A 16825-nucleotide genomic window follows, 5' to 3' on the forward strand; every position below is an offset into this window, starting at 1 on the left:
CGAATTATTACGGCTTGCGATACCCGCCCTCGATCCAGCTGGCCGCCGCGGTCGCGTTGAACTTGAATGCGGCCGGGGCGCGCACCTTGGCGATCTGTTCGCCGTCGGCGTCATACGCGCTCAGCTCGGCATACGGGTGCTCTTCGTCGGGCACGATGTCGAACATGACCTTGACCTGGCCTTCGTCGGTGGCCACGTACAGGCTCTTGTGCAATTGCGCGTGCAGCTGCTGTTCATGGCGGCGCAGCACCTCGGACGCCGTCTTCACCAGGGTATTGAAGGCGTTGACGTCGAGCGGCTTGGGGTTTTTCTTGTCGCGGCCCATGGTCCACGGGCCGACCAGGGCCGGTTCCGGTTCGCCATCCTTGATCATGGCCACCGCCCAGCCTTCGTCTTCCTCGTTCTTGATCACGCGCGCGGTCCAGCCGTTGCCGGTCCACAGGCGCGGTTCCTGAATGGGCGCGTCGCTGTCTTGCTCATCTGGCTCGGAAAACTCGGGAAGATCGGTACTCATGGCGGTGCTCGTGATGGAAGGTGGGGCCTGCATGATAGACGAAATCGCCCGCCCGTGCCGCGTTTGGCACACTGTAAAACAGCATGCCGCCCCACCTTTTCACACCCCGCTCAGCACATCGACATGGCGGGCCGCGCCGGCCAGGTCAGCGGTGGCCCCGGCGGGGTCCAGCGCGGGTCGATGGCCGGCAGCGGCACGCGGTAATTGTAGGGGTTGATGATGATCGGCGGTATCGCCGATGGCGCGCCGACAGGCTCGGCGCAAGACTTGACGGCGCTACGCTGGCGCGTGATTCGACAATGATGCAGGGATAGCGATTGATCCCCGATAGCTGCAGTCACAAGCATGGTGCCCTCCTTGCAAATGTGAATGCTCAGTATAGGTCGCCATGCGCGTATTGCAAGAAAAGAAAACTTGTTTGATACCACCATCTCATCCGGCCACATGCCATCCATGCCGCGAAAACGACCGCCTGTCGCACGTGGCTGGCAGGGCCCCGGAGGCGCCGCTACAGTGTGAACATGCTTTATCCCAATACATCTTTCAGAGGCCTGCCATGAAAAAAATACTCACCTTCGTCCTGATCCTCGTGCTGGCCTGCCTGTTCCTCGACAAGATCGGCGCCAGCGACATGCACATGCAGTTCAATGGCGACGATTTCGACGGTCCGCTGGAATGGCTGTTCGGGCTGGTGTTTGCCAGCGGCGGCCTGCTGATCGCACTGATCGCGCTGGTCTGCGCCGCCATGGTGGTGGGCGTGGTGGTGGCCGGTGTCGGCATGTTCATGGTGGCCGGCGTGGTGCTGGGCGGGGGCGTGCTGGTCCTGGTGCTGCTGGCCTGCAGTGCACCGGTCCTGCTGCCGCTGCTGGTGATTGCCGCCGTGATCTGGCTGTTGTCCAGCCGCAGCCGCAAGCAGGCGCGGGCGCACCGGGCAGGTCTCTGATCAGCTGGCCATGAACTGGCTCAGCACGCCGCCAGAGCCACCGCCGTCATGATGTTCCACCCGGTTGCGTCCGCCCCGCTTGGCGCGGTACAGCGCTTCATCGGCGCGCACCAGTACCGCATCGCAACCGGCATCGGTGCCGCTCATGGCCGCCATGCCGATGCTCACCGTCACGCACAGCAGCACGCCACCGTCGATGCTGACCGAACTGTCGGCCACGCGGGCGCGCAAGCGCTCGGCAAACACGGCCGCCGACGCCATGTCGGTGCCCGGCAACAGGATGGCGAATTCCTCGCCGCCCACCCTGCCCGGCACGTCGACCTTGCGCAGCGCCTGGCATATCAGCGCGCCCAGGTGGCGCAGCACCACGTCGCCCACGGCATGGCCGTGTTCATCGTTGACGCGCTTGAAATGATCGATATCGAGCATCAGCACGGTGGCCACGCTGGCCAGTTCGCGCTGCAAGCGCGCATGTTCGCCGGCCAAGGCCGTCATGAAATGGCGGCGGTTCGGCAGCCCGGTCAAAAAGTCGGTGGTGGCCAGCTGCAATAGCTCGGCATTCATGCGCTTGCGTTCGGTGATATCGAGCGAGGACACCATCACGAAATCCAGGCTGTCGGCATGGCCCGGCATCACCAGCAGGCTCAGTTCGTTTTGCCGCGCCGCCCCATCGAGGCGCAGAAAACTGCTCTCGCATTCGTACAGGTGGGCGCCGCCAGCCAGCGCCAGCAGCGCCGCGCCGAACGCGGGCAAGGCGGCCTCGTCGAAGTTTTGCGCCAGGCCCAGCTTGCCGCGCCGCTGGTCTTCCAGGTTGGCCCTGACCTGCGCCAGCGCGGCGCCGTTCGCGTCGATGATGGTCACCAGGCCGGCCAGGCGCTTGAGTTCGTCGGGACGCTGCTGGAAATAGGCCGGCAAATCCTGCACCTCCGACTGCTTGAGAAGATCGAGCGCCTCGCGCACGGCCGACCAGTCCTGCTCCCACAAGGCCACCGGCGCATGGTCGTACAGGCTGCGAAAACGCGCTTCGCCGGCGCGCAGCGCCTGCGCCACCTGCGCCTGCTCGATCGCCATGCCGGCCAGGTGCGCCGCTTCGCTCAAGCGCGCCAGGTGCGAGGCGCCCGGCGCCAGCGGCTGGCGGTGGTAGGCCATCAGCACCCCCAGCAGCTTGCCCGAGCCGCCGCGCACCGGTTCGGCCCAGCACGACTGCAGGCCGGCCTGCGTCGCCAGTTCCATCTCGCCCGGCAGTGTTTCGGCCGCGCGCAGGTCGGGCACGCTGATGCGCTGGCCGCTGCGCACGGCCAGCGCCGACACGCCATGCACGCCGCGCAGCATGTCGACGCCATGGCCATGGCTGGACAGGTTGAAAAACGCCGGCAGCGAGGGCGCCGCGCCCAGCACCAGGCGGTGCCGGTGTTCGTCGAGCAGCAGGATGCTGCAGACCATGGCCGGATGGTCGGCCTGCACCCCCAGCACCACGCTTTCCAGCACCCGCTCCAGCGGCGCGCCGATGGCCAGCATTTCCAGCACCTGGCGCCGCGTCGTTTCGCGCCGCTCGGCCAGGCTGCGCTCGCTGATATCGCGGAAGGTCCACAGCCTGGCCTGCTCATTACCCAGTTGCATGCTGCGGATATATTGTTCGATCACCCGGCCGTCGCGCAGGTGCAGCAGGTCGCGCTGTTCGCGGTGGCCGTGCGGCGCATGACGGCGCGCGTCGAGGAAAGGCGTGGCTTCTTCCAGCCGGCTTTGCACATGCAGTACCAGCGCCCTGCCGTCGGCCTGCCAGTCGAGCGTGTCGGGCACTTGCCACAGGTCGCGAAAGCGCCGGTTCGAGGTAAAGATGCGGCCATCGGCGTTGTCGACCAGGATGCCGTCGAGGGTGGAATCGAGGATATTGCGCAGCATCGCCTGGCTGCGCTGCGCCGCCTCGGCCATCGCCAGCACGCTGGCCTGGCCCTGCTCCAGCTGGCCGGCCAGTTCGCTGGCGCGCGCCAGCGAGCGCTGCGCCTGGTAGCGGCTGGCCGCCAGCAGCCAGGTGGCCAGCGCCAGCGCCAGGCTGACGAACAGGCCGGTCCAGGCCACCATGCGCGGGCGCGCCAGCAGGTCGCCGTCAAAAGCAGGCAGCGCGCGCACGCGCACGGTCCAGACATGGCCGGCGATGGTCAATGCCTGCGTGCTGGCCAGCCGGCCCGGCGCCACCGGCATCCCGGGCAGGCTGTCGTACAGCCGGGCGCCGGCGTCCAACTGGTCGCCGTCGTAGATTTCCAGGTCCAGCAGGCGCGACGCCTCGCCGCCCACGCCCCGCATCAGGTCCTGCATGCGAAACGGCGCGAAGACCCAGGCGCGCAGGGCGGCGCGGCGCTGCTGCACGCTGTCGTGCGCCAGGCCATTGTCGAAGATCGGCATCACCAGCAAAAAGCCGTACACCGTGGTACTGGCGCTGGCGCCGCCATCCTGCAGCAGCTGGAGCTTGCCCGTCATGGCCGCCTGCCCGGTGTCGCGCGCCTGGTCCAGGGCCGCGCGCCGCGCCGGCTCGGCCAGCAGGTCATGGCCCATGGCGCGCAGGTTGCTGTCGTTGACCGGTTCCAGGTAGGTGATCGGCGCGATCACGGGCCGCGCTCCCGGCGGTTGAATCACATAGCCGGGAAAACCCTGCGCGCGCGCCTGCGCTTCGTGCGCCGCGCGCTGCGCGCCGGGCAGCAGCGGCAAATAACCGACGCCCTGGATGCCGGGGTAGTGGCGGGCCAGGTCGCGCACCGCCAGGTAGGCATGGAATTCCTCGCGCGTGACGTTGGTCGAGCTGGCGTACAGGCCCTGCACGCCATGCAGGAGGTCGGTGTAGGTGCGCATGCGCCCGCTGATGCTGCCCACCAGTTCGCGCACGTGAAAATCGAAATCGGCGCGCAGCTGTTGTTCGCTGGCATCGCTGGCGGCGCGCCAGGCGCCATAGCTCAGGCCCAGTCCCAAGGTCAGCACCAGGGCCGCAAACAACGGCGGTCCCACCCATTGCGGGCGGTGCGATCTGGACGACAACGGCGAAGCGCGTCTGTTCATGGCGGGCTGGAAGGCTGATCGAAATTCGCGCCGGCGCAAGCGCGGCGGCGCGCATCTACCATCGGTAGCGGATGTCAACGATACTACGTTACAGCGGGTGGCCTTGCAAACTTTGCACCCTGTATCAAAAAGACCACACCGTTACAGGACAGGCAAGGCCGCCTTGCCCGCGATGTACTGGCGATAACCATTCGCGCGCAGCGCGCAGGCCGGGCAGGTGCCGCAGCCATAGCCCCAGTCATGCAGCTGGCCGCGCTCGCCCAGGTAGCAGGTATGCGTGTCGCTGCGGATCAGGTCGACCAGGCTCTGGCCGCCGAGGCGTTCCGCCAGGTCCCAGCTTTGCGCCTTGTCCAGCCACATCAGCGGCGTTTCCAGCTTCAGGCGCGTGGCCATGCCCAGGTTCAGCGCCACTTGCAGCGCCTTCATGGTGTCGTCGCGGCAATCGGGGTAGCCCGAGAAATCCGTTTCGCACATGCCGCCCACCAGCACCGTCAGGCCGCGGCGGTAGGCCACGGTGGCGGCCACCGTCATGAACAGCAGGTTGCGGCCAGGAACAAAGGTGTTCGGCAAGCCGTTTTCCTGCATCACGATTTCCACGTCCTGTGTCATGGCCGTATCGGAAATGGCCGAAATCAGGGACAGGTCTATCATATGGTCTTCACCCAGGCGCGCATTCCACTCGGGCGAATGCTCGCGCATCTTGGCCAGCAGGCCCGGGCGCACGGTCAGCTCGATCGCATGGCGCTGGCCGTAGTCAAAGCCGATGGTTTCTACGCGGCTATAGTGCTCCAGGGCCCAGGCCAGGCAGGTGGTGGAGTCTTGCCCACCGCTAAACAATACGAGTGCCGTATCAGTTGCTAACATAATATTCTTTCTTAATTAAGGACACGCTGGCAGAGCTTGCGCCGGGCAATCAAATACCCTGCACAAAATAGTCTTATTCGTCCGCCATCAATTTCTCACTTCCGGTAACATGCGAGCAGCATTTACTCATCTGGAGCACCATGTTTTCTGCACGTCCCATACGGCACTTAGCCACCGGCAAGGCGATACGACCACGAATTTTGGCACAACTGGTGGCAAAAGTAATGGGGCAACTGACACTGGCCGCTGCCGGCGGCGCCATCCTGACCCTCCCCATGGCCCACGCACGCGCGCAGGAGGCCGTGGCGGTGCCGGCTCCCGCCACCCCGGAGACCGCTCCGGCAACCGCTCCGGAAGCCATGGCGGACACGCCGGGTGAAGAGCCGGCCGCCGACACTACGCCCGTCGCGCCAGCCCTGCAATACGATGTGCGCGTCAATGCGCCCGGCGACCTCGATGAGCTGCTGGAAAAAAACCTCGACCTGGAACGTTTTCGCGGCAATCCGCGCATGGACCGCGAGCAGTTGCAGCGCCTGGTGCGCGACGCGCCCGAGCAGGTGAAAAACCTGGTCGCCACGGCCGGCTTCTATACGCCCGTCGTCACGGTCAACGTCGACACCGCCGGCAGCCGCCCCGTCGTCACCGTCGATGTCGATCCGGGCCAGCCGGTGACGATCGACAAGGTCGAGCTGGAATTGCGCGGTTTCGATCCGACCCCGCCGCTGGCGGCCAGCGAACCGTACGATACCGAAGGCCTGAAACGCAGCTGGGGCCTGAAGACGGGCGCCATCTTCCGCCAGTCCGAATGGGAGTCCGCCAAGCGCGCCCTGCTGCGCGAAGTGGTGCAGACGCGCTACCCGCGCGCCCAGCTGGTCGATACGCAAGCGGTAGTCGATCCTGAAACGCACAAGGTGTCCTTGCTGGTGATCCTCAGCAGCGGCCCCGAGCTGCGCTTTGGCGAGCTGCGCATCGAAGGTTTGAAGCGCTACGATCCGGCCATCATCCGCAACCTGAACAAGATCAGCCCCGGCGAGTACTACAGCGAATCGGCGCTGCAGCTGTACCAGGCGCGCCTGCAGGACACCGGCTACTTTGCCAGCGTGGAAGTGAGCGCCGACATGAGCAGCATCCTGGGCGAGCAGATTGAAGCGGGCCAGGCGGTGCAGGAAGGCGAAAGCGTGGAAACCGCCCAGGCCAGCCGCGGCCCGGCGCCGCAACTGCCGCTGGTGGTGCGCGTCACGGAAAACAAGCAGCAGAACGTCAGCGCCGGTATCGGTTTCAGTACCAATACGGGGAACCGCGCCCAGCTCAACTACGACAACCTGAATGTCTGGGGCACGCGTTTCAAGAGCGCGATCACGATGGAAACCAAGAAACAGGCGGCGCACACCAATTTCTATTTCCCCACCACCGAGCGCGGCTACAACGACAGCATCGGCGCCTCGTTCGAGCGCAGCGACATTTCCAACGAGATCACGGCCGTGTCGACCATCGCCGCCAAGCGCAACTGGGGTGGCACCAACCTGGAACGCAGCCTGACCTTCGAATTCTTGAGCGAAGATAAAACCGTGGTCGGCCTGGAACAGACGCGCAGCAAGAGCTTGCCGCTGACCTATGCCATCACCAAGCGCAGCCTCGACAGCCTGCTGTTTCCCACCAAGGGCTATGTGATCAATGCCCAGGTCGGCGGCGCGCTGCTGCCGGTGCTGACCGACGAGCGCTTCGTGCGCGTCTCCGGCAAGGGCGTGTATTACAAGCCGCTCGGCGAAAAAGGCGAACTGATCGTGCGCGGCGAAATGGGCGCGCTGGGCTCGAAAGAGAAAAAAGGCGTGCCGGCCGTCTACCTGTTCCGCGCCGGCGGCGACCAGTCCGTGCGTGGCTATGCCTACCAGGAACTGGGCGTCAAGGAAGGCGACGCCACCGTCGGCGGACGCTACCTGGCCACCGCCAGCGCCGAATACCAGTACTGGTTCAAGCCGAAATGGGCGATTGCCGCCTTCTATGACGCCGGCAATTCGGCCGACAGCGTCAAGGACGCGCTGGAACTGAAATCGGGCTATGGCCTGGGCGGGCGCTACAAGAGCCCCGTCGGCCCCATCAATGTCGACGTGGCATACGGCCATGCCGTCCATGCCTATCGTTTGCACTTTTCTCTGGGATTCACTTTCTGATGTCCGAACTTACCAACGAGTCCTCCTCCGCCTCGCCACCACCACCGCCGCCGGCGAAAACGCGCCGCTGGCCGCGCTACCTGCTGATCGCCATCGCCAGCCTGGCCGTGCTGCTGGGCGGCGCCTTCTGGTTCCTGGGCCGCGAATCGACCCTGCAACTGCTGGTGCAAAAAGTGGCCAGCGCCAGCGGCGGCCAGATCGCAGTATCCGGCGTGTCCGGCTCGCTGTATGACCGCATGCACCTGGACCATGTCAGCTACCGCAGCAAGACCCAGCACATCACGGCCGACAATATCGACATCAACTGGTCGCCATTCCAGTACTTCTCGGAAGGCATCGCGATTTCCGAATTGCACGTGGCCAGCCTGTCGGTGCAAACCATCGGCAAATCGGACGAACCGTCGACCATGCCCGACAGCCTGGCCTCGCCCTTTAAAATCGGCATCAGCGAGGCGCGCCTCGACAAGATCACGCTGATCGGCGATACCGGCAATACCGTGTTTGAAAAAATCCGCTTTGCGCTGTCAGGCGACAAGACCGAATGGCAGCTGAAAGACGCTTCGGGCGTGACGCCGTTCGGCCTGGCAAAAGCCGACGCCACCATCGCCGCGGTGAAACCGTTCAAGCTCAAGGGCACGGCCAGCCTGACGCAGGCGGTGGCGCCGGCCGGTGAAAAACCGGCGGCCCTGAACCTGGCGCTCGGTGGCGATTTGAATGTGCTCAATATCAACGCCAAGGGCAATGCCGGCGCCGCCACAGCCGACGCGCAACTGGCGCTGGCGCCGTTCGACCCGGTCATCATCCTGCGCTCGGCCAAGGTCAAGGGCAGCAATATCAATCCGGGCAAGTTCGATGCGACCTTGCCGCAGGCCGACCTGAGCCTGGACCTCGATGCGGCCATCGGTGCCAATCAGAGTGTCTCGGGCAAGCTGGCGATCGTCAACCACGCCACGCCGGGTCCGCTGGACCAGCAGAAGCTGCCGCTGCGCCAGTTCGACGCGCGCCTGGGTGGCACCCTGACGGCCACTACGCTGGACTCGGCCATCATCGACTTCGGCAATGCCGGCAAGTTTACCGGCGGCGGCAAGATCGACCGCGACGCGCCCGACGCCGGCATCGGCCAGGCGAATATCGCCCTGCATACCGACAAGATCGACCTGCAGCAAATCTACAGCAGCATCAACAGCACCAAAATCGCCGGCGACATCACCCTCGACAGCGACGGCAAGACGCAGACCGTGCGCGCCAAACTCGGTGAAGCCAAGCTGCGCCTGGACCTGGAAGCCACGCTGGCCGATTCCCTGGTGAACCTCAGCAAAGCCACCTTGCAAGCGGGCAAGAGCAGCATCAACGCCAGCGGCCAGCTCAGCCTGAAGGATGATCAACCGTTCAAGGCCGTCGCCAGCACCAGCCGCCTGAACCCGGCCGACTTCGGCGCGTTTCCCGTCGCCGACCTGAACCTGGACGTGCGCGCGCATGGCCACGTGGCCCCGCAATGGCTGGCCAATGCCGACTTCACGGTGCGCCCCAGCAAGCTGCTCGACCAGCCACTGTCCGGCAAGGGCAAGCTGACGGCCGACGCCGCGCACTTCAGCGGCATCGACGTGCAGCTGGCGCTGGGCAAGAACACCATCGCGGCCAAGGGCAACTTTGGCGGCGCCGGCGAAAAACTGAACTGGAATGTCGATGCGCGGCAACTGTCCGCCGTGCAGGGCGACCTGGTCGGCGCGGTGCTGGCCAGCGGCGTGGTGCAAGGGACCATGAAAGAACCGCGCACGACGTTCGTGGCCGACGCGAAAGGCCTGGGCCTGTCCAGCAGCAAGCGCCCGGCGCCCGACAGCGTGATCCACGCCAGCGGCGACATCGGCCTGACGGGACCGAAGCAGTCGCCGGAAGTGAAAATGGCCGGCACCGTGCAAAAACTCAACCCGGCCGCCTTCGGCGACCTGCCAGTCGGCAATATCAATGCGGACTTCAACGGCAGCGGCAATTTGAGTGCCGACTGGCGCATGGCCTTGACCCTGGCGCTGCGCGAATCGACCTTGCAGAATGCGCCGCTGGCCGGCTACGCCAAGCTGACGGCGTCCGCCAAACGGGTCGACAATGCCGACGTGGAACTGCGCCTGGGCCCCAACAGCCTGGTCGCCAAGGGCGCGCTGGGCGGCGCGAATGACAAGCTGAACTGGAAACTTGATGCGCCGCAGCTGGCCACCCTGGGGCCGCAATTTGCCGGCGTGCTGCATGCGTCGGGCGTGGTCTCGGGCAAGATGGATGCACCGGCCGCGCAACTGAGCCTGGACGGCAGCAATCTCACCTTCTTCGGCGACCAGCGCCTGCAAGCCGTCAAGGGCAGCGCCAGCGTCGGCTCCGGCCAAGGCGCGCAGGACCCGATGGTCAGCGCGCTGGAAATCACCGGCTACAGCACGCCGACCTTCAAGCTGGCCACGGCCCGCTTGGGCACCACCGGCACGCGCGGCAACCACACGATCAGTGTGGCGGCGCGCAATGACGACTTCGACGCCACGATTGCCGCCAGGGGCAGCCAGAGCGGCGCCAGCTGGACCGGCAGCATCGACAGCCTGCAGAACAAGGGCCGCTATGCGCTGGTGCTGCAGGCGCCGGTACCCGTGAAAGTGGCGGGCCCGGCCGGTAGCGGCGTGGCCGGCCTGGGCAATCCCGAGCAGCTGAGCGTGGGCAATACCGTGATCAAGCTGCCGGCCGGCAGCATCACCATGCAAAGCCTGGCCAAGAACGGTCCGCGCTGGACCAGCACCGGCCAGGCGACCGGCGTGGCCTTGAACTACCTGGCGCAGTTCGCGCCGGCGCTGAAGGAAAACATGCGTGGCGACCTGACCCTGGGCGCGCAATGGTCGCTCGACATGCAAGCCGCCACCGCCAGCCAGAAGGAACCGGCGCTGGCCGGCATGCTGCATGTCTTCCGCGAAAAAGGCGATGTAACGGTAGGCGTCGACCAGCCATTGACCCTGGGCCTGCGCACCCTGGACGCGAGGATCGATGTCGCCAACCAGCAATTGCGCCTGAATGTCAAACTGGACGGCACGCGCGCCGGCCAGAGCGATATCAATGCCACCGTGCAAATGCTGGGCGGACGCATCAGCAACAGCAGCGCCTTGAGCCTGACGGGCACCACCAATATCGCCTCGCTGGCGTGGGTGGCGCCACTGGCGGGACAACCGGGACTGGAACTGGGCGGCGCCCTGAAAGTGGCGTTGACGGGCAGCGGCACTATCGGCGCGCCCTTGCTGAACGGCGACATCGCGGGCACCGGTCTGCTGGTGAACTGGGCCGAGCAAGGTTTGAAATTGCGCAATGGCGTGCTGCAGGCGAAACTGGCCGGCGACCAGCTGCAGCTGCAGCGCCTGAGCTTTGACGGCGGCAATGGCAAGGCCCAGCTTGACGGCTGGGTACGTTTTGCGAACGGCGAAGCGACGATGGAGCTGAAACTGCTGGCCGACCGCCTGACGGCCCTGTCGCGTCCGGACCGCACCCTGATCCTGTCGGGCAACGCCACCGTGCTGCGCAACGAGAAACTGTTCAGCCTGGAAGGCAAGTTCAAGGCCAACCGCGCGCTGATCGAACTGGCGCCGGAAGGCACGCCGACGCAAAGCGATGACGTGGTGGTACTGGGCAAGAACAGCCGCGCCACCAAGGCCGCGCCCGAGCTGCCCTTGAATATCGACGTGGAATTCGACCTGGGCAACGCTTTCCACCTGCGCGGCATGGGCATCGATGCCGACCTGGCCGGCAATATCCGCGCCCGCGTGCAGAACCGCAATGCGCCGCGCGTCACCGGCAGCATCCGCGTCGTCAACGGCCTGTATGCGGCCTACGGCCAGAAGCTGTCGATCGACCGCGGTGTGATCAATTTCACGGGCGCCTACGACAATCCGTCGCTGAACGTGCTGGCCGTGCGCAAGCGTCCCGAAGGCGAAGCGCTGTCGGAAACCAATGTCGAAGCGGGCGTGGAAGTGCGCGGCACGGCGCAGGCGCCGACGGCCAAGCTGGTATCGACGCCGAACGTGTCGGACAGCGACAAGCTGGCCTGGCTGATCCTGGGCCACGGCGCGGAAACGGCGGCCGGCGATGAAATGGCCTTGCTGACCACGGCGGCCGGCGCCCTCTTCGGCGGCTCGGGCGGCGGCATGCAAGGCAAGCTGGCCAGCTCGCTGGGCCTCGACGAAGTGGGGCTGTCGCAAGCGGCCGGCCTGGAAAGCACGGTCGTCACGGTCGGCAAGCGTTTGTCGTCGCGCGCCTACCTGACGTTCGAGCAAGGCGCCAGCACGGCGTCGAGCCTGGTGAAACTGCGCTACAAGCTGAACCGCCGCTTTACCTTGCAGTTCCAGACCGGCACCAACAATGCGCTGGATGTGTTGTATACGTGGGCGTTTGACTGACCCGGAACGGTAGCGGAAAACACAAAGGGCGCCTCGGCGCCCTTTTCTTTTGCTGCTGCTTGCTGGCGCTTATTCGGCCACATCGAGCCCGCGCTCGATCATGCCTTCGACATACGCGCTCAGATACTGTTCCAGCGCCGGGCCGGACAGCACGTTGGCCGTCAGCGCGCCGTGCGGCGAACCCTTCAGCACGCCGTCGTGGTAGACGCGGGCGATCCAGCCGACGTCGCTGCCGGGCGTGTACTCGAGTTCATAGTCGAACGATTCTCCGCTGACCTTGCGGGTGTAGTTTTCCTTGATCAATGCCATCTGGTACAGCCTTTCTTTGACGAATTAACTTGGGTGCGGATCGGGAACCGGATCATCCTGCGGCACCGGATGGACCGGGCCAGGCCGGTGGCCCGGGCTCGTATCGGGCTCGGGCACCGGTTGCGGATCGTCGACCGGCGCCGGGTCGGGCGCGCGGTGCGCTTCAATGGCATAGCTTGTCATGGCAGGCCTCCGTTGGCGAACAGGCAAAGGAAGACCATACCACGACTCGCTGGCCGCCGCCCCTTATTGGCCGTCCCTGGCTGCCACTGGCGTGCGCGGGGCGGCGTTTTTCACGTATTTTTCCAGCCATTTGTTGCTTTCATACAGCATGTGCATGATCGATTCGCGCGCGCGGTAGGCGTGGCTTTCGTTGGGCAACATCACCAGGCGGGCCGTGCCGCCCAGGCCCTTGATGGCCTGGAACATCCGCTCGCTCTGGATCGGGAAGGTACCCGAATTGTTGTCCTGCTCGCCATGGATCATCAGCAGCGCGTCCTTGATCTTGTCGGCGTAGTTAAACGGCGACATGGCCTGGTACACCGTCTGCGCCTGCCAGAATGGCCGGTCTTCCGACTGGAAGCCGAACGGCGTCAGGGTGCGGTTGTAGGCGCCGCTGCGGGCAATGCCGGCGCGGAACAGCCGCGTATGGGCCAGCAGGTTGCCGGTCATAAAGGCGCCATACGAGTGGCCGCCAATGGCAATGCGGTCGCGGTCCGCCACGCCACGGCGCACCACCTCGTCGACAGCCGCTTCGGCGTCGGCCACCAGCTGCGGCAGATAGGTGTCGTTCGGCTCCTGTTCGCCATTGCCCACGATAGGGAAGGACGGATTGTCGAGCACGGCGTAACCCATGGACAGGAAAGCGGCCGGACCCCAGTAGCTGACGGCATTGAATTTGTACGGCGAGCCCTTGGTCTGGCTGGCGGCGCTGGCCGTCTTGAATTCCTGCGGGTAGGCCCACATCAGGGTCGGCAGCGGGCCGTCGCGTTTCACGTCATAGTTGGGTGGCAGCATCAGGGTCGCCGTCAGGTCGACACCGTCGGCGCGCTTGTAGCGGATCAGTTCCTTTTGCACGTCTTTCAGTTGCGGCAGCGGATGCGGGAAATGCGTCAGCGGCGTCAACGCGGTCGCGCCCGGTTTCAGATTGCGCACATAGTAGTTCGGCTGCTCGGTCGGCGATTCGCGCGTCGACAGGAAACGGCCGCCGTCTTCGTCCAGCACGGCCACCACGTTTTCATAGTAGGGCGCGGCGCTCTGGAACAGGCGTTCCTTTTTCTTCGACACCAGGTCCAGGCGGTCGATAAAGGGACGGTCGCCGTCCTTCGAGGCGCCGGCGCCGTCGAGCAGGATGGTGCCGTCCGCGGCGATCAGGATGCGCGGCAAGCCGGCCGCATCGGCCCGCATCACGGGCTGGCCCGGATCGTTGTAGCGGTCCTCGAACGAACCCGAATACACCAGGTCGCCCGGCGTGCCGGCTTCAACCGATGGTTGATCCGGCTTGATGCGCCATTGCTTGACGGCGCGCGTCTTGTACCACGCTTCGCTCAACAGGGCCAGGTCGCCACGGCCCCAGGCGATGCCGCCGTAGCGCGAAGCGAGCTTGGCCAGCACGCCAGGCTGGGCCGTGAACGGCGCGGCCTGGGTGTAGACGATGTCGCGGATCTCGGCGTTCTTCGCCGGGTCGCCGCCATCCTGCGCTTCGGCCCACACCAGGGTGGCCGGCGCATCGACGCGCCAGCTGACCTTGCGCACGCCGGGCGAGACGGCGTCATTACCCGGTGGCAGGCCTTCCTCCAGCGGCAGGGTGGCCACCAGATGCACCACCTTGCCGGCCAGGTCGCGCACTTCGATCTTGCTGCCGAAGTCGCGCGCCGGCACGATGTAGGAGTACGGACGTTCGATGGTTTCCGTCAGCAGATACTTGCCGCCCGGCGCCACGGTGGCGCGCGAGTACGCACCGGGCTGGCCCACCAGGCGCTGCTTGCCGGTGACGTCCAGCAAGGCCAGCTGCACCGTGATGTAGTGTTCGAACAGCTGCGCGTCCTGCTCGTTTTTCAGCAGGTCGGGATAGGTGCGCAATTGCTTGACGGCGCCGCCAGGCAGGCTGTCCTGGATGGCCGGGCCGGTCGGAATGCCGTTCACGGCGGGCGCCGCGCCCAGCTTGGCCGGTTTCAGCTGCACCAGCAAGGTCTTGCTGTCTGGCATCCACGAAAAGCCGCGGCCGGACACGCCGGACAAAGGCTGGCTGGACAGCTTGCGCGCGACCTTGCTCTGCACGTCAAGCAGCCACAGTTCCACGCCGGATTCCTTGACGCCCTTGGCGGCGTCGGCATACACCACATTGCTGAACGCCAGGTAGCGCTGGTCGGGCGACCAGGCCAGGTCGGCGATGCGCGGCGCCGCCGGCAGGCCGCTGACCTTGAGTTCTTTTTGCGTGTCGATATCGAGCAGGCCCAGCCCCGTGTAAAAACTGAAACGGCTGGCGGAATAGGTGCGCGGGTTGATGCGCAGGCCGGCCAGTTTCAATTCCGGTTGCGCCACTTCGCTGATGCTGGGCAAGGAAGGCGTGGGCAGCATGGCCGCCAGGTTGCGTTTCGGGCTCAGGCTCAGGGTGGGCGCGCGCGGCGCATCGACGATGGCTTGCAGGGCAGCCGGTGGCTGTTGATAGCCGCCGGTCTGGGCGGTGGCCATGGAGGAAGCGGCGATCAGGCCGACGGTAACAGGCAGCAAGGGAAAACGGGGTGACATGGCGCTCCAATGAGGGTCTATGAAGAGAGGCGGTGGCCCAGCGCGCTCGCTCGTGGCGGCGCCCTGTGACAGGGCATAGTGCTGACCCGCCATCAAAATGTCAATAAGCAACATTTCATCACCGGCCATGGCCATGGCGATCTGGCTTACAATCGTTGTTTTACCGTTCGCTCATCATCCATGGAAACCACCACCCTCGCCCTGCTGTTCCTGGTCCCGCTGCTGGTCTGGCGCATCTATTCGCGCCTGAAAAAACTGGTGGCGCGCCAGAAGTCGCAGCTGTGGCGGCACCGCCTGGTGGCGTTCGGCGTTCCCGCGCTGATCGTGTTCCTGGCAACGACGACCAAGTTCGAGATCCTGCCGCTGTCGAGCCTGGGCGCCGGCGTGCTGGCCGGCGGCTGGCTGGGCGTGCTGGGCATCAAGCTGACCCGCTTCGAACAGGTCGGCAAAGATTATTATTTCACCCAGCACCGCTACCTGGGCCTGGCCATCACCATGCTGTTCATCGCCCGCCTGCTGTACCGCGGCATGGAAATCTACCTGAACACGCGCCTGGACGTGCCGGTGCCGCCACCGCCGTTCGGCCAGAGCCCGCTGACCATGGCCGCCTACGGCATGGTCACCGGCTACTACGCCGCTTACGCCTGGGGCCTGCTGCGCTGGCGCCAGCGCAACAAGCCCTTGGAAGCGGCCCGGTAAACAACCCGCTCAGAAGGCGTGGCTGATGCCGGCGCTGGCGGCACGGTCGCCTGTGCCCGCTTCGATCGAGTTGCCCACCGTATAGCTGGCGCCGTTGCGGTTGTCGATGCGGGCATAGACCGCGTACAGGCTGGTGCGCTTCGACAAGCTGTAGCGGTAGCCCAGCGCCACCTGGCTGGCATCCTGGTTGCGCGCCGTCCGGTCATCCTTGCGCAAGTATGAGGCCAGCAGCGCATGGGGCCCGAACGGCACCGTCAGGCCCAGCATCGCATCGCGGCTGTCGGCCGAGGCCACCGGCGTGACGGCCCGGCCGAACGGGTTGGCGTTGTTGCGGAATGACGAACTGTTCAGGCCATGATTCGTGCCGTACAGCAGGTGGGCCCTGGCGACGCCGAAGTCATAGACGGCGGCCACCACCGCATTGCGGGCGTTGTCCGTGTTTTTCAGGGTCGCCGTGTCATTGTTGCGGTTGTGATAGCCGGCGCGCAGCTGCAGCGGCCCCGCCACATAGGCGACCGCGCCGCCGTACTGCCGGCCGGCCGCGCTGTCACCCGCCACCTCGCCGGGCGCCGCCACCAGTTCCACAGTCACGCCGGCCATGGCCGGCGACAGATACTTGAGCGTGTTGTCCATCCGGCTCGACGCATTGCCGCTGGTGGCGACAATATTCTTGATGTCGCCGACATGGCCGGCGCCAAACGGATCGGTGCTGGCCTTGACCAGGTATTCCGGCGTGTACTGGCGCCCCAGCAATAGCGTGCCGTAAGGGCTTTGCAGGCCGACATAGGCTTGCCGGCCGAACAGCAGGCTGCCCTGCCCCATGGCGCCCGTGTCGGACTGGAAACCATTTTCCAGCAGGAAGACGGCCGACCAGCCATTGCCCAGCTCTTCCTTTCCCCTGAAACCGAGGCGCGAGCCGGCCCCCACTCCGCTGCTGAGCTTGCTTACCGAGCAGGCGCTGCCGCCGCTCTCCTTGACGAGCGCCGTGTCCAGCAGGCCGTAGAGGGTGACGGCGCTCTGCGCGTGGGCGCTGCCGGCGATGGCGGCAGTGGCGATCAATGCCAGTGCGGCGCCTTGTTTTACTGTGTCGAGCATGTCATTTTCCTCA

At 65.6% G+C, this 16825-nt stretch carries 12 protein-coding genes; 4 read left to right on the top strand and 8 right to left on the bottom strand.

Features of this window, described 5'->3' with window-relative positions; genetic code table 11:
• Window positions 1–7: 7 nt before the first annotated feature.
• Both ACP7B7_RS02940 and ACP7B7_RS02945 read right to left on the bottom strand, forming a co-directional pair.
• Complete coding sequence (locus ACP7B7_RS02940) at window positions 8–514, bottom strand: hypothetical protein (protein ID WP_426075679.1); 507 nt, start codon at window positions 512–514, stop codon at window positions 8–10.
• 110 nt (window positions 515–624) lie between these two features.
• Window positions 625–861 (bottom strand): hypothetical protein, encoded by a 237-nt coding sequence (locus tag ACP7B7_RS02945; protein WP_308923685.1) that lies wholly within the window; start codon window positions 859–861, stop codon window positions 625–627.
• 209 nt (window positions 862–1070) lie between these two features.
• On the opposite strand from ACP7B7_RS02945, the gene ACP7B7_RS02950 reads away from it, so the two are divergent.
• Entirely contained in the window at window positions 1071–1457 is a 387-nt protein-coding gene (locus ACP7B7_RS02950) for a hypothetical protein (protein WP_426075681.1), read from the top strand.
• Here ACP7B7_RS02950 and ACP7B7_RS02955 read toward each other — a convergent pair whose 3' ends face one another.
• Both ACP7B7_RS02955 and queC read right to left on the bottom strand, forming a co-directional pair.
• On the bottom strand, window positions 1458–4508 hold the full coding sequence (locus tag ACP7B7_RS02955) for a sensor domain-containing diguanylate cyclase (protein WP_426075682.1): 3051 nt from the start codon (window positions 4506–4508) through the stop codon (window positions 1458–1460). It lies immediately after the preceding gene.
• 141 nt (window positions 4509–4649) lie between these two features.
• Window positions 4650–5372, bottom strand: a complete 723-nt coding sequence (gene queC / locus ACP7B7_RS02960; protein ID WP_426075683.1) for a 7-cyano-7-deazaguanine synthase QueC — start codon at window positions 5370–5372, stop codon at window positions 4650–4652.
• A 224-nt stretch (window positions 5373–5596) separates the two neighbouring features.
• On the opposite strand from queC, the gene ACP7B7_RS02965 reads away from it, so the two are divergent.
• Together ACP7B7_RS02965 and ACP7B7_RS02970 are read left to right on the top strand one after the other, a co-directional pair.
• A complete protein-coding gene (locus ACP7B7_RS02965; RefSeq protein WP_426075684.1) occupies window positions 5597–7543 on the top strand; it encodes a BamA/TamA family outer membrane protein in 1947 nt (648 codons plus the stop codon).
• A complete protein-coding gene (locus ACP7B7_RS02970; RefSeq protein WP_426075685.1) occupies window positions 7543–11958 on the top strand; it encodes a translocation/assembly module TamB domain-containing protein in 4416 nt (1471 codons plus the stop codon). The genes ACP7B7_RS02965 and ACP7B7_RS02970 overlap by 1 nt, the downstream gene beginning before the upstream one ends.
• A gap of 69 nt (window positions 11959–12027) precedes the next feature.
• On the opposite strand, the gene ACP7B7_RS02975 is transcribed toward ACP7B7_RS02970, so the two are convergent.
• The 3 genes from ACP7B7_RS02975 to ACP7B7_RS02985 form a co-directional block, all read right to left on the bottom strand.
• Window positions 12028–12267 carry a hypothetical protein gene (locus ACP7B7_RS02975; protein WP_308923679.1) on the bottom strand — a complete coding sequence of 80 codons (240 nt, stop codon included), beginning with the start codon at window positions 12265–12267 and terminating at the stop codon, window positions 12028–12030.
• 24 nt (window positions 12268–12291) lie between these two features.
• Entirely contained in the window at window positions 12292–12450 is a 159-nt protein-coding gene (locus tag ACP7B7_RS02980; protein WP_426075686.1) for a hypothetical protein, read from the bottom strand.
• 63 nt (window positions 12451–12513) lie between these two features.
• Window positions 12514–15018 carry a prolyl oligopeptidase family serine peptidase gene (locus tag ACP7B7_RS02985; protein ID WP_426075687.1) on the bottom strand — a complete coding sequence of 835 codons (2505 nt, stop codon included), beginning with the start codon at window positions 15016–15018 and terminating at the stop codon, window positions 12514–12516.
• 180 nt (window positions 15019–15198) lie between these two features.
• Here ACP7B7_RS02985 and ACP7B7_RS02990 point away from each other — a divergent pair, with 180 nt between their 5' ends.
• Window positions 15199–15717: a hypothetical protein gene (locus ACP7B7_RS02990; protein ID WP_308923677.1), complete on the top strand. Its 519-nt coding sequence runs from the start codon at window positions 15199–15201 to the stop codon at window positions 15715–15717.
• A 9-nt stretch (window positions 15718–15726) separates the two neighbouring features.
• Here ACP7B7_RS02990 and ACP7B7_RS02995 read toward each other — a convergent pair whose 3' ends face one another.
• Entirely contained in the window at window positions 15727–16812 is a 1086-nt protein-coding gene (locus ACP7B7_RS02995) for a porin (RefSeq protein WP_308923676.1), read from the bottom strand.
• Window positions 16813–16825: the final 13 nt, after the last annotated feature.

The sequence above is a fragment of the Janthinobacterium sp. PSPC3-1 genome (assembly GCF_049896105.1).
Classification (GTDB): Bacteria; Pseudomonadota; Gammaproteobacteria; order Burkholderiales; family Burkholderiaceae_D; genus Janthinobacterium.

Excerpts from the sequence above, each read along its gene's own strand:
- ACP7B7_RS02940 (WP_426075679.1), bottom strand. The coding sequence starts at position 514 with ATGAGTACCGATCTTCCCGAGTTTTCCGAGCCAGATGAGCAAGACAGC.
- ACP7B7_RS02945 (WP_308923685.1), bottom strand. The coding sequence starts at position 861 with ATGCTTGTGACTGCAGCTATCGGGGATCAATCGCTATCCCTGCATCAT.
- ACP7B7_RS02950 (WP_426075681.1), top strand. The coding sequence starts at position 1,071 with ATGAAAAAAATACTCACCTTCGTCCTGATCCTCGTGCTGGCCTGCCTG.
- ACP7B7_RS02955 (WP_426075682.1), bottom strand. The coding sequence starts at position 4,508 with ATGAACAGACGCGCTTCGCCGTTGTCGTCCAGATCGCACCGCCCGCAA.
- queC (WP_426075683.1), bottom strand. The coding sequence starts at position 5,372 with ATGTTAGCAACTGATACGGCACTCGTATTGTTTAGCGGTGGGCAAGAC.
- ACP7B7_RS02965 (WP_426075684.1), top strand. The coding sequence starts at position 5,597 with ATGGGGCAACTGACACTGGCCGCTGCCGGCGGCGCCATCCTGACCCTC.
- ACP7B7_RS02970 (WP_426075685.1), top strand. The coding sequence starts at position 7,543 with ATGTCCGAACTTACCAACGAGTCCTCCTCCGCCTCGCCACCACCACCG.
- ACP7B7_RS02975 (WP_308923679.1), bottom strand. The coding sequence starts at position 12,267 with ATGGCATTGATCAAGGAAAACTACACCCGCAAGGTCAGCGGAGAATCG.
- ACP7B7_RS02980 (WP_426075686.1), bottom strand. The coding sequence starts at position 12,450 with ATGACAAGCTATGCCATTGAAGCGCACCGCGCGCCCGACCCGGCGCCG.
- ACP7B7_RS02985 (WP_426075687.1), bottom strand. The coding sequence starts at position 15,018 with ATGTCACCCCGTTTTCCCTTGCTGCCTGTTACCGTCGGCCTGATCGCC.
- ACP7B7_RS02990 (WP_308923677.1), top strand. The coding sequence starts at position 15,199 with ATGGAAACCACCACCCTCGCCCTGCTGTTCCTGGTCCCGCTGCTGGTC.
- ACP7B7_RS02995 (WP_308923676.1), bottom strand. The coding sequence starts at position 16,812 with ATGCTCGACACAGTAAAACAAGGCGCCGCACTGGCATTGATCGCCACT.